This window comes from Pseudomonas sp. P1.31 (assembly GCF_001269815.1).
Taxonomy (GTDB): Bacteria; Pseudomonadota; Gammaproteobacteria; order Pseudomonadales; family Pseudomonadaceae; genus Aquipseudomonas; species Aquipseudomonas rustica.
On sequence record NZ_LHVN01000021.1, the window covers coordinates 172,087 to 184,726 of the forward strand.

Sequence of the window (12,640 nt, forward strand, 5' to 3'; positions counted from 1 at the left end):
CGAACGGGGATAAATCCCCTCGCCACAGGTAACTCCCTACAGAGCTCGAGTAGGCTCAAGGTTCTGTCCCAGTCAGGCATTAAGCACCGCACGAATCATCTGCAACATCGCTTCCGGGCTGTACGGCTTGCTCAGCAAATGCGTGTCCGGGCTCAACTGGTGATTGCGCGAGATGATGTCGCGGGTGTGCCCGGAGGTGAACAGCACCGCCACCGCCGGTATCTGCACTTTGGCCCACGCCGCCAGATCCGAACTCTTGATCAACCCCGGCATGACCACGTCGGTAAAGATCAGATCCACCTCGATCCCTTCCAGCAACATCTGCATCGCCACATCGCCGTTACCGGCCGTCAACACGCGATAGCCTTCCTCGCGCAGCAACTCGACCGCCGAGGCACGCACGGCGTCGTTGTCCTCGACCACCAGAATCGTCTCATGCCCGCCGCCCTGCAGATTCTCCACACTCGGAGCCTCATCGCGAACCGGCCGCAAGCTGCGCGGGAAATACAACTGCACCCGCGTGCCCTCGCCGACCTGGCTGGCAATCTCGACATGCCCGCCGCTCTGTTTGACGAAGCCAAACACCATGCTCAAACCCAACCCCGTGCCTTGGCCGTCAGCCTTGGTGGTGAAGAACGGTTCGAACACTTGCTCAAGTATCTGCGCAGGAATACCAGCGCCGGTATCGCTCACCGCCACGCGCACAAACTCGCCGGGGACGATGCCTTTACCCGCGCAAAACTCGCTGTCGAGTCGAACGTTGGCGGCACTCAAACCAATCGTGCCTTCGCCCTTCATCGCATCGCGGGCGTTGATCGCCAGATTGAGAATGGCGTTTTCCAGTTGATTGCGGTCGACGTTGATGTGCCACGGCTCTGCCGGTAATTGCACATCAATCTGAATGGTTTCGCCCAGTGCGCGCTGGAGCAATTCGCCGACGCCATCGAAAATCTGCTGCGGATTGCACACCGCCGGCGACAACGGTTGCCGGCGCGCGAATGCGAGCAGTTGCGAAGACAGTTTGGCGCCACGCTCGACCGCTGCCAGCGAGGCACTGACGCGGCGCTGCACGTTGGCGTTATCAGGCTCATGCCGGGCCAGCAAATGCAGATTGCCAGCGATCACTTGCAGCAGGTTATTGAAGTCGTGGGCAACGCCGCCGGTGAGGCCGCCAATCGATTCAAGCTTCTGCGACTGGCGCAGTTGCTCTTCTGCCGCGAGCCGCGCCTCGACTTCTGCGCCGACGCGCTGTTCGAGGTTGCGGGTGAATTTAAGCAGGGATTCTTCGGCGATTTTGCGTTCATGAATGTCGATCAGCACGCCGGGGAAGCGCAGCGGTTCGCCGTTCTCGTTGAACTGGCAAGCGCCGCTGGCCAGCACCCAGAAATAGCTACCGTCGCCGCGACGAACCCGATATTCGGCGTTGTACGGCTCGCCGGTCTGCACGCACCGGGTGACTCGTTCCTGCACCCAGTCGAAGTCATCCGGGTGGATGCGCGACTCGGCAACGTCCTGAGACAAATTGCTCAGATCCTGATCCGGCGGGTAGGAGAAGGTGCGGGCAAAACGCTCATCCGCGGACAGTCGGTTGTTTTTCACGTCCCACACGAATGAACCGACCAACGCCCCCGCATTCAATGCCAGACGCACGCGTTCGTTATCGGCGCGATAGGCGTTTTCGGCCTCTTGGCGCAGTCTTTCGGAAATCACGAACTCGGTGGTTTCCACCACCATTGCCATCACCCCGGCAGGCGCTCCGGCATCATTGGAAACGGGACTGTAATAGAGATCGAGCCAAACCTCCTCGGGGACACCATCGCGCAGCAGTACCAGCGCCTTGTTGCGAAACGACAAGGTGCCGCCCGCCAGGCAGGTGTCGACCACATGGCGATTGAATTCGGCGACTTCCGGCCAGCCCAGTTCTACCGGCACACCGAGCAGATACGGATGGCGACCACCGGCAAATTCCGAATAGGCGTCGTTGTAGATCATGTAGCCGGCACGGCCCCAGAGCATGACCATCGGCAGCGGCGAGGCCAGCATCAATTGCACCGCACTGCACAGGCTCGCCGGCCAGGTATTCAGTGGGCCCAGTTCAGTGTGGCTCCAGTCGAACGCGCGGATACGTTCGGCCATTTCGCCTTGCCAGCCATCACAGCCGTGGCTATCGGATAAAAACTGCATCGACTGACTCGGTGTCCTGTGGTGGTTGCCCGATAAATCGCGACGCCAGAACGACGCGACGCCCGTCTGTTTCGAGCGTCTTCAGTCGTATTGGTTTCGTAAGAGGTATAGCCGATTTCGTCCCCGCTCGGAGACTAGACCCCGATCAGGTGCTTGAGCGGATGGTAGCCAGTTTTCATCTTCGCGGCGACGTCGAGAATGGCTTTTTCGATGCCGTTCAAATGCATGCAGGTCAGCTCGATGGCAGCGCTCTGATTGCCAGCCTCGATGTATTCGATCAGGCGCAGGTGTTCGTCATCGCGGCACACTTCATGGCTGTCGTCGTCCAGTGCGGCGGCATACAGCGAGGCGCGCGAGATCAGCTTCTGGAACCAGTCGAGCAACACCGGGTTATTGAGGCTGCGCGCCAGTTTGATGTGGAACTCGCCGAGCAGATGAATCAACCGTTCGTGGTCACCGGCAGCGTGCGCTTCGTCTTCCAGCAATAGATGTTCACGCAAGTCCTGCATCGCCGCGCTGTCCTTGCGTCGGCACAGTTCAGTGACGATGCCGATCTCGATTAGACGGCGGGTTTCGAACAGCGAACGGATCTCTTCATTGCTCGGCAATGACACCGACGCACCTTTGTTGGGCTCGGTGGTAACCAGGCCATCGGCCTCCAGTTGCTTCAACGCGGCGCGAACCGACGTGCGGCTGACATTGAATAAATCGGCCAATGAGGCCTCGCCCAGCTTCATCCCCGGGCGCAACGAGCGCTTGCTGATCGCCTCGTAAACCCCTTGGTAGACGCGGTCGACCGTGGTTTCCAGTTTCTTCTCGGTCATTCAAACACTCCTTTAGCGTCGGGCAACCAACCCCTGGCGATCGCTGGCCAAAGAAAAAGGGGGTTGCACACGCAGATTAATCCGGGTATTTCTAAATTGCATTCAGATATTGCATACAATAAATAGAGGATTGCACCAATATGGGTCAACCAATAGCAATTGAAGTGCGCAACGTCTCAAAACGATACTCTGATGATCCAGGCCTCGCGCCGGCCCTCGACAATGTTTCGGTGAACATCGCCGACAACGAATTCTTTACCCTGCTCGGCCCTTCGGGCTGCGGCAAAACCACCCTGCTGCGCACCATCGCCGGCTTCGAACACGTCAGTGAAGGCGAGATTCGTTTGGCCGGTGAACCGGTCAACGATCTGCCGCCATTCAAGCGCCGGGTCAACACGGTGTTCCAGAGTTACGCGCTGTTTCCGCACATGAGTGTGGCGCAGAATATCGCCTTCGGCCTCGAGATGCAGGGTCTTGATCGCAAGTTGATTCCGGATCGCGTCAACGAAATGCTCGCGCTGGTGCAAATGGAGCATCTGGCCGGGCGCAAACCCGCGGAATTGTCCGGTGGCCAGCAGCAGCGCGTGGCTCTGGCCCGGGCCTTGGCGCCGAAACCGAAAGTGCTGCTGCTCGACGAACCGCTGTCAGCGCTCGACCTCAAGTTGCGCAAAGAAATGCAGGTCGAACTCAAGCGCGTACAGAAAGAAGCCGGGATCACCTTCATTTTCGTCACCCACGATCAGGAAGAAGCGCTGACCCTGTCCGATCGCATTGCGGTGATGTCGGCCGGCAAGATCCTGCAGATCGGCACCCCGACCGATATCTACGAGCACCCCAAACACCGTTTCGTCGCGCAGTTTATCGGCGATATCAACTTCTTGCCTGGCCAGCTCAAGCACGGCGAACACAACGAAAAACTCTTCGTGCCCAACGGCATGCCAATCGAAATCCCTTGTCAGCAACAGAGCTTCGCCGGCAGCAGCGTGCAACTGGCGTTTCGCCCGGAGCGCTCGCAACTGGTCGACGCCAGCCAGCCGCATCACCTGCGCGGGGTCATTGAAGCTGTGCTGTATGTCGGCACGGCGACGCTGTACCAGTGCCGGCTGAACAACGACATCAAAGTCATGCTGCGCGAAAACAACGAGGGCTTGAATCCTGGCCGCGCAGTTGGCGAACGCGTTGCCGTGCACCTGCCGCCGCACGCCTGCCTGTTGATGGAGGCCTGAGATGAGCGTCAGCAGCACTTCCCCTGCCCTCAACCGCGCGCTGTTGCTCAGCCCGGTGGTGTTGACCCTGCTCGCCCTGATCGCCATTCCGCTGGGGATCATGGGCTACATCAGCCTGCTGCCGCGCAACACTTACGGCGGCGTCGACTGGCAAGCGCCATGGCAACTGCAAAGCTACGTACAGCTGTTTTTTCAGGAAGGTTTTGACGGTGAACTGGAACTGAACTGGGTCTATGCCCAAGCGTTGCTGCGCTCGGTGCTGCAGGCCGGCGGCACCACCGTGCTGTGTTTCCTGTTCGGGTTTCCGGTGGCATTGTGGATGTCGAGCCTGACCCCGCGCCGGCGCAATTTGATGGTGTTGCTCATCACCATTCCGTTCTGGACTAACCTGCTGATCCGCAACTACGCGTGGCTGATCATCCTCCGCGAACACGGTTGGGTTGCGCAGAGCCTTAACGCGCTGTTCCCCAGCGCCGGCGGCATCACCCTGCTCTACAACGATTTCGCGGTGAGTGTCGGTCTGGTCTACAGCTTCCTGCCGTTCATGATTCTGCCGATCTATTCGACGCTGGAAAAACTCGACTGGCGTCTGGTCGAAGCCGCTTACGACCTCGGGGCCAATCGTTGGCACGCGTTGCGCCGCATCATTCTGCCGCTGTCGATGCCCGGTGTGATCGCCGGCGCGTTGCTGGTGTTTGTGCCGAGCCTGGGCGCGTTCATCACTCCGGCGATTCTCGGCGGCGGCAAGACGCTGATGATCGGCAACCTGATCCAGCAGCAGTTCGGCACCGCGCGCAACTGGCCACTGGGCAGTTCGCTGTCGTTCCTGTTGCTGGCGATTCTGCTGGTGTCGCTGGTGCTCTATGCGCTGTACAGCCGCCGCGCGGCGAAGACCATCCATCGGGGGGCGAAAGCATGATTTCCCTGCACCTGAAAAAACTCCCGGGCACCCGCGAAATCAGCCTGCTGATCCTCGCCTATCTGTACCTGCCGATCTTCGTGTTGATCGCTTACAGCTTCAACGCCAACCGTTCGGCGACGGTGTGGACCGAGTTTTCCTTTGCCTGGTACGGACGGATTCTGGCCAACCCGTCGATTCAGACGGCGGCGCTGAATTCGATCATCGTCGCAACCATTGCCACGGTCTGCGCCACGGCAATTGCGCTGCTCGCGGCGCTGGCGACGTACCGGCCGTTCTACGGGCAGAAAATGGTCGAGGGCGGCATCAACCTGCCGCTGATCCTGCCGGAAATCGTCACGGCGGTGGCGACGTTGCTGCTGTTCATGGCGCTCGGCATCAAGCTCGGTTTGCTCACGGTGATCGTCGCGCACATCGGCTTCTGCATTCCTTTCGCTTACTTGCCGATCCGTGCGCGGCTCAACGATCTGGACAAGAGCCTGCTGGAAGCGGCGAACGATCTTTATGCCAATCCGTGGCAGGTGTTTCGCCGCGTGACCTTGCCGTTGCTGTGGCCGGCGGTGTTGTCCGGTGCGGTGCTGGCGTTCGTGGTCAGCCTTGACGATTTCATCATGACCTTCTTCGTCGCCGGCCCGGGTTCGACGACGTTGCCGGTGTACATCTTCTCGGCGATCAAGGCTGGCGTGACCCCGGAAATCAACGCGATTTCGACGCTGATGCTGCTGATCTCGATTGTCCTGGTGGTGCTGGCCTTCTGGCTGGGCCAACGCGGTAAACAACAATAAATCTGGAGCGCTCTGTTCATGAAAATCAAAAGCATGCGGTTGGCAATGTCCGGTCTGGCCCTGAGTTGTTTCACCGCGTTCAGCGCCCACGCCGCCGAACCGAAAGAGCTGTTTTTCTACAACTGGACCGATTACTACCCGGTCGAATTGTTGGCCAAGTTCGAGAAGGAAACCGGGATCAAGGTGACCATGGACGGTTACGACAGCAACGAAACTTTGCTCGCGAAATTGCAGGCCGGTGGCGCTGCGTATGACGTGATCGTGCCGTCGCAGTCGATCATGCAGACGTTGATCAAGCAGGATCTGTTGATGGAAATCGACACGCCGACCTTGAGCAATTTCCAGTACGTCAAAGAACCGTTCCGCGATCCGAGTTTCGATCCGGGGCGCAAGTTCTCGGCGCCGTATTTGTGGGGCACCACCGGGTTTTCCTACGACAGTGCGCGGGTGCCCGGCGGCAAACTGGATGACTCGTGGAAAGAGTTCTTCGAACCGCGCAAAGAGCTGCAAGGCCAACTCGCCGCGCTGGATACGTCGAGCAGCGTGATCAACGCCGCCAGCCATTACCTGAACGTCGACGAATGCAGCGAAAACCCGCAAGACGCCAAACGCATTCTGGAATTGCTGCAAAAGCAGAAGCCGTTTTTGAAGATGTACAGCTCCGACAACACCGTCGACCGCATGGCCTCGGGCGAGGTGATCATGATGCAGAACTGGAACGGCTCGACCGCGCGGGCGACCTTGCAGAAGAGCACGATCAAGTACGTCTATCCGCGTGAAGGCGTGGCGATGTTCCAGGACAACTTCGCCGTGCCGAAAAGCGCCCCGCATCCGGGCAACGCGAAGATTTTTATCGACTGGATGATGAAGCCGGAGAACGCCGCTGCCGTGTCGAACGCCATTGCTTACGCCAACGGGATTCAGAGCGATTCGTTGCTTGATCCGAAGTGGAAGGTGATGGACGCGATCAACATGCCAGAGGAGTACGCCTCGCGTCTGCGCCCGGAGAAGGAATGCAGCAACAAGGCGCGGGAGCTGCAGGATCGGATTTGGTCGAAGCTCAAAGGCTGATCCGAGACCGCTGCCCTCACCCTAGCCCTCTCCCAGAGGTAGAGGGGACTGACCGAGGTGTCTTGCGCCATACGCCGACCTGAAACAACCAGTCGACTATGGATTCAAAGCAAATATTCCAAGTCGGTGTATCTCTCCAATATCCCCCATTCAGTCCCCTCTCCCTCCGGGAGAGGGCTAGGGTGAGGGAAAAAATCCAAAGACCTGAACGAGGTTTGTATGACCCAGCCACACTGGCTACGCAACGTGCGCCCCTACGGCGCCGCCGTCGAAGACCTGCTCATCGAAAACGGCCGCTTCACTCAGCGCCGTCCGGCCAGCAATTCGCCGCTGTCCGCCAGCGACATCGACGGCCACAATCAACTGCTCACCAGCGCATTGGTCGAAAGCCACGTCCACCTCGACAAAACCCTCTACGGCCAACCCTGGCGCCCAAACAGCGCGGGGCCGACGCTCAAGGACTACATCAGCAACGAGCGCCGCATTCTCCGCGAAGTCACCGCGCCCATCGCCGAACGCGCCGGCGCGCTGCTGGAAAACTGCATCGCCCGTGGTTCGCTGACCATGCGCTGCCACGTCGACATCGACCCGGAATTCGGTCTGCGTCACGTCGAAGCCATGCAGCAACTGCGGGAACGCTACAAAGACTTCATCGACCTGCAACTGGTGGTGTTCCCGCAAACCGGTTTGATCAGCCGCCCCGGTACCGCCGAATTGATGCGTGAAGCAATGGCGCTGGGCGTGGAAAACGTCGGTGGGCTCGACCCGTGCGGCATCGACAACGATCCGATCGCGCAGCTCGATTTCGTTTTCAAACTCGCGGCTGAATTCGGCCGTGGCGTCGATATTCACCTGCACGACAAAGGTGAGCTGGGCCTGTGGCAAATCGCGCTGATCGCTGATTACACCGAGCGTTTCAACTTGCAAAACCGGGTGATGATCAGCCACGCCTACTGCTTCGGCATGTTGCCGTGGAGCCAGGTCAAACCGGTCGCCGAGCGTTTGGCGGCGCTGGGGATTTCGCTGATGAGTTCGGCGCCGGCCGACACCGCTGTGCCGCCGTTTCTCGCGTTGCGCGAGGCCGGCGTCAATGTCTGCCTGGGTTCCGACGGCATTCGCGATGCATGGTCGCCGATGGGCAATGGCGACATGCTCGAACGGGCGATGTTGTTGGCGTTTCGCTTTGATTTGGGCAAGGACGATGAGCTGGCGGCGGCGTTCGAGGCGGCCACGGTAAATGGTGCGCGGGCGCTGGGTATCGAGGATTACGGTTTTGCAATTGGTCAGCGTGCGGACTTCTTGCTGATGCCGGTTGAGACGCTGGGCGAGGCGGTCGTGGCGCGGCCGTTGCGTCAGGTCTATCGCGGTGGCACGTTGATCGCCGAAGGTGGCCGTTTGCTGAGCAGCCGTCTGTGAAACGCATCGGTCTCAAGGCCAGTTGCGTGGTTGGTTTCGACGGCGCGCAGCATGTGCTGTGGCGCGACGGTGAAGTGGTGTTTTCGGGGTCCCGTATCGAATTCGTCGGGCGCGGTTATGCCGGGGCGGTGGATCAGTGGATTGATTACGGCAATGCGCTGATCGGCCCTGGCTTCATCGACCTCGACGCGCTGGGCGATCTCGACTCCACGGTGTTGACGCTGGACAACGGCGACGAACGCGCCATGGGCCGCATGTGGTCATCCGAGTATCTGGCCGCCGGCCCGCGTGAGACATACAGCGCCGACGAAGAAGTCTTCAAATACCGCTACGCCTTCACCCAGTTGATCCGCAACGGCATCACCACGGCGATGCCGATCACCTCGATGTACTACCGCGAGTGGGCGGAAACCTACGACGAATTTGCCGCCGTCGCCGATGTTGCCGGTGAACTCGGTTTACGCACTTACCTCGGCCCCTGCTACATGAGCGGCATGAGTTACTGGCAGGCCGACGGTACCCTCGCCCATCACTGGGATGAAGCTCGCGGGCTGGCCGGACTGGATGCGGCCGAACGCTTTTTCAAGGATTTCGACGGCGCCCATGACGGTTTGATTCGTGGCGCGCTGCTGCCGGATCGCATCCAGACCTGCACACCGGCATTGCTGCAACGCACCGCCGCGCTGAGCCGCGAACTGAATGCGCCGATGCGTCTGCATTGCTGCCAGGCGCTCAGCGAAGTGGCGATGGTTGAGCAATTGCGCGGCGCGTCACCGCTGGAGTGGTTGCAGCAACTGGACTTGCTCACGCCGCGCAGTCTGCTGCCGCACGGCATCTACACCGCTGGCGACGATGATTTGCAACGGCTGATCGACGGCGGCGCGAGTCTGGTGCATTGCCCGTTGGTGTTTGCCCGCGATGGCGAGGCGTTGAATTCATTCGGTCGCTACCGCGACAAGGGCATCAACTTCGCCCTCGGCACCGACACCTGGCCGGCGGATCTGCTGGAAAACATGCGCCACGGTTTGAACATTGCGCGGCTGATGGAGGGCGGCTCGGCGTTGACCAGCAGCCTCGATCTGTATAACGCCGCGACCCTCGGTGGCGCGCGGGCGTTGGGTCGCGATGACCTCGGTCGACTGGCCCCCGGCGCCAAAGCCGACATCACCGTATTCAGTCTGCGCGGCCTTCATCTGGGGCCATTGTTCGACCCTTTGAAAAACTTGCTGCTGGCCGGGCGCGGCGACGATTGCGTCGCCAGTTACATCGACGGTCGTTGTGTGATGCACGACGGTCAGGTCACCGGCGTCGACTACCCCGCCCTGCAACGTCAGGCCCAACTTCAATACGAAAAACTCATGCGCAGCCACAGCGACCGCGCGTTTACCCGGCCGGACTGGAAAACCCTGTTCCAGCCGTCCATTCCATTCGCCGATGACTACAGCGCCGACGCGCCATTGAGCGCCATCGATCCACTTTCCTAGAGGTTTTTGCCCATGCACAGTTTCGATTTCAGCCAGCTCAGCCCACGGGAAAAATACAAGATTCTCATTGGCAGCGTCGTGCCTCGGCCGATTGCGCTGGTGACCACCATCGATGGCGAGGGCCGGATCAATGCCGCGCCGTTCAGCTTCTTCAATGCACTGTCGGCGGATCCGCCGATTCTGGCGCTGGGCGTGGAGAACTATGGCGATCAGAGCCCGAAAGACACCACGCGCAATATTCAGCTGAATCAGGAATTCACCGTGAACATCGTCAGCGACGCGTTGGTGGAGGCCATGAACGTGTGTGCCGTGCCGTTTGCTCCGGGTTTCGATGAGTTGACCGCTGCAGGCCTGACGGCGATTCCCGGTACCACGGTGAAATGCCCACGCATTGGTGAGGCGCCGGTGGCGCTGGAGTGCCGGCGGATGATGGCGCTGAACATCGGTCAGTCGCGGGAGATCATTTTCGGTGAAGTGTTGATGGCGCATGTGCGCGATGAGCTGATCGATCCGAAAACCTTGTACATCGATCAATTGGGGCTGGATGCGATTGGGCGTATGGGCGGCCATGGTTATGCGCGCACCCGTGATTATTTCGACCTGCCGACTCGCTCGTTGCAAGCGTGGACGGAAGCACCGGGCGGTGGCGAACGGTTCTGGCCAGCCGCAAAATAAACCAACAGCAAAAGATCGCAGCCTTCGGCAGCTCCTACTGATCGTTCCTACGCTCCGCGTGGGAATGCCGCCATGGACGCTCTGCGTCCACTGTGACGCGGAGCGTCACGGGATGCGTTCCCACGCAGAGCGTGGGAAAGATCAATGCATTCCCCCTGTAGGAGCTGCCGCAGGCTGCGATCTTTTGATCTTTCAGTCAGTGCCGTATTTCGGCGAACGCGGGCCGTATAGCAGGCCTGCGTGCTGACCGGCCGAGAGCAGACGATTGCTCGCCACACCGGCAATCGGGTAACCGGCATCGGTCGAACTGTTGATGATCTGCTTCACCGCTGCGGTGATCAGCATGCCGATCAAACCGCCGCCACCGTTGTTGCCGCCCTCTTCGCTCGACGCCCGCGCCGAACCGGTCCACAGCGTTGTGCCGCTTTTCAGATCCACCAGTTTCGCCGTCGCGGTCACGGCGGTTTCACTGCTGATCACCAGATAACGCGTGCCGTACTCGGTCACGGTGATATACAGCGCCGCGTCCGCACCGAAGATTTCCTTCAGTTTGTTCGGCGGGGCCTGATGGATATCGTCCGGGGTGGTCAGGCCGTTCTGGCGGAAAGTTTCATCCACCAGCGCAATCGGCAACACGTAATAACCGGCCTCGGCCAGCGGGAACGTCACTTGCGACAGCAGGCTGTAAGAGGCCTTCACATCCGGCGAAGTGTTCAGCGGCGGCAGCACCAGAATGGTCTTCGGGCGTGCCTGTTTGTACGCCGAATAGTCCACGGTTTTTGGCGCTACGCAGCCACCGAGTACGGTCAGGGCCAAACCAGCGGCGAGTAACTTCAGGGTACGCGAGATCATTTGGCGTCTCCGGTCTTGGCGTTTTTAAGCAGAAAATCCATGTACGGGCCGGACTCGGGGAACAGCGCTTTCTCGGTGTTGAACTGCTGCACCATCTGATCGTCCTTGCCCATGCTCAGGTAGAGCAAGCCAAGGTGGGCGTGGTAACCCGGCGGCACGGCTTTGCCGGTGGAGCGAATCTTTTGCAGGTCACGTTCCAGCACTTCGGCCTGCGCTTCTTTCGGCTCTTCGCCTTTGAAGTATTCGTAGACCTGCGGTTGGTAATCTTCCCACTGGTACAGGGTTTTCGGGCCGGCACAACCGGCCAGCAAGGCACTGGCGGCCAGCGTCAGCGCCATCAGCGAGCGCGACAACGTCGAATTCATGGGTGTTGCTCCTTGCAATCAATGGGCGTCGATCAGTTGCCCGGCTTCCAGGCACCGGCGTTCATGCCATCGACCAGACGATTGATCGCCTCGCGCATGGCCAGATCCAGTACTTTGCCGTTGAGGGTGGAGTCGTAAGCTGCGGTGCCGCCGAAGCCGACGATTTCGCGGTTGGACAAGGCGTATTCGCCAGCGCCTTGCGTGGAATACACCACTTCGGAAGTGCTGATGTTGACGATGTTCAGGTTGACCTTGGCGTACGCGATCTGGGTTTTGCCACGGCCAAGAATGCCGAACAACTGGTGATCGCCGATCTCTTTGCGGCCGAACTCGGTAACGTCACCGGTGACCACGTAATCAGCACCCTTCAAGCGCTGGGCCTGGCCCTTGATCGCCGCTTCCTGCTGGATCTCGCCCATGTTGTCGCGATCCAGCACGCTGAAGCGGTTGGTCTGCTGCAAGTGGGTGATCAGGATGGTTTTGGCCTGGCCGCCGAGACGATCGACGCCATCAGAGAAGATCCCGCGCATGTAGCTGGAGCGGTTGTCGAACTTGCCCACGGCCATCGGCACACGTACGCCAGTCCAGACTTGAGAGGCGCTTTCAACCTTGGCCACTGGCAACGCGCGCGAGCTTTCGGTGGCGCAACCGGCAAGGGTACCGGCCAACGTGCCGAGCACGGCAATGGCAACGCCTGAGACCAACATCCGGGAGATCATTCTCACTGAGTATTCCTTCTTGAAAAACGGTGTGTCCCGGCACGGCGACGTGGGGTGGGAGCTTGAAAGGGGCGGCATTATGACAAAGTGCCATCATTGCGAACAGATATTTTTGACGCC

The 12,640-nt window shown here is 60.0% G+C and carries 12 protein-coding genes; 7 read left to right on the forward strand and 5 right to left on the reverse strand.

Going from position 1 to position 12,640, the window contains the following annotated elements; translation table 11 throughout:
• Positions 1–72: 72 nt before the first annotated feature.
• A complete protein-coding gene (locus AD669_RS14475) occupies positions 73–2,184 on the reverse strand; it encodes a PAS domain-containing sensor histidine kinase (RefSeq protein WP_053120884.1) in 2,112 nt (703 codons plus the stop codon).
• Between the two features lie 134 nt (positions 2,185–2,318).
• On the reverse strand, positions 2,319–3,008 hold the full coding sequence (locus AD669_RS14480; RefSeq protein ID WP_053120886.1) for a GntR family transcriptional regulator: 690 nt from the start codon (positions 3,006–3,008) through the stop codon (positions 2,319–2,321).
• 140 nt (positions 3,009–3,148) lie between these two features.
• On the opposite strand from AD669_RS14480, the gene AD669_RS14485 reads away from it, so the two are divergent.
• From AD669_RS14485 to AD669_RS14515, 7 genes are all read left to right on the forward strand, one after another.
• Positions 3,149–4,234 carry an ABC transporter ATP-binding protein gene (locus AD669_RS14485; RefSeq protein WP_053120888.1) on the forward strand — a complete coding sequence of 362 codons (1,086 nt, stop codon included), beginning with the start codon at positions 3,149–3,151 and terminating at the stop codon, positions 4,232–4,234.
• A gap of 1 nt (position 4,235) precedes the next feature.
• Positions 4,236–5,153 (forward strand): ABC transporter permease, encoded by a 918-nt coding sequence (locus AD669_RS14490; RefSeq protein WP_053120890.1) that lies wholly within the window; start codon positions 4,236–4,238, stop codon positions 5,151–5,153.
• On the forward strand, positions 5,150–5,938 hold the full coding sequence (locus AD669_RS14495) for an ABC transporter permease (RefSeq protein WP_053120891.1): 789 nt from the start codon (positions 5,150–5,152) through the stop codon (positions 5,936–5,938). Before AD669_RS14490 ends, AD669_RS14495 begins: the two co-directional genes overlap by 4 nt.
• Positions 5,939–5,956: 18 nt before the next feature.
• Complete coding sequence (locus AD669_RS14500) at positions 5,957–7,009, forward strand: extracellular solute-binding protein (protein WP_053120894.1); 1,053 nt, start codon at positions 5,957–5,959, stop codon at positions 7,007–7,009.
• A gap of 219 nt (positions 7,010–7,228) precedes the next feature.
• Positions 7,229–8,425, forward strand: a complete 1,197-nt coding sequence (locus AD669_RS14505) for an amidohydrolase family protein (protein ID WP_053120896.1) — start codon at positions 7,229–7,231, stop codon at positions 8,423–8,425.
• Positions 8,422–9,909 carry an amidohydrolase family protein gene (locus AD669_RS14510; RefSeq protein ID WP_053120898.1) on the forward strand — a complete coding sequence of 496 codons (1,488 nt, stop codon included), beginning with the start codon at positions 8,422–8,424 and terminating at the stop codon, positions 9,907–9,909. Before AD669_RS14505 ends, AD669_RS14510 begins: the two co-directional genes overlap by 4 nt.
• Positions 9,910–9,921: 12 nt before the next feature.
• Entirely contained in the window at positions 9,922–10,584 is a 663-nt protein-coding gene (locus AD669_RS14515; protein ID WP_053120900.1) for a flavin reductase family protein, read from the forward strand.
• Positions 10,585–10,776: 192 nt separating this feature from the next.
• Here AD669_RS14515 and AD669_RS14520 read toward each other — a convergent pair whose 3' ends face one another.
• From AD669_RS14520 to AD669_RS14530, 3 genes are read right to left on the reverse strand one after another with little or no spacing between them, the layout of a single operon-like run.
• Positions 10,777–11,436 (reverse strand): DUF799 domain-containing protein, encoded by a 660-nt coding sequence (locus AD669_RS14520; protein WP_053120902.1) that lies wholly within the window; start codon positions 11,434–11,436, stop codon positions 10,777–10,779.
• Positions 11,433–11,801 (reverse strand): DUF4810 domain-containing protein, encoded by a 369-nt coding sequence (locus AD669_RS14525; protein ID WP_053120904.1) that lies wholly within the window; start codon positions 11,799–11,801, stop codon positions 11,433–11,435. The genes AD669_RS14520 and AD669_RS14525 overlap by 4 nt, the downstream gene beginning before the upstream one ends.
• 32 nt (positions 11,802–11,833) lie before the next feature.
• Complete coding sequence (locus AD669_RS14530) at positions 11,834–12,520, reverse strand: CsgG/HfaB family protein (RefSeq protein WP_172680119.1); 687 nt, start codon at positions 12,518–12,520, stop codon at positions 11,834–11,836.
• Positions 12,521–12,640 lie beyond the last annotated feature (120 nt).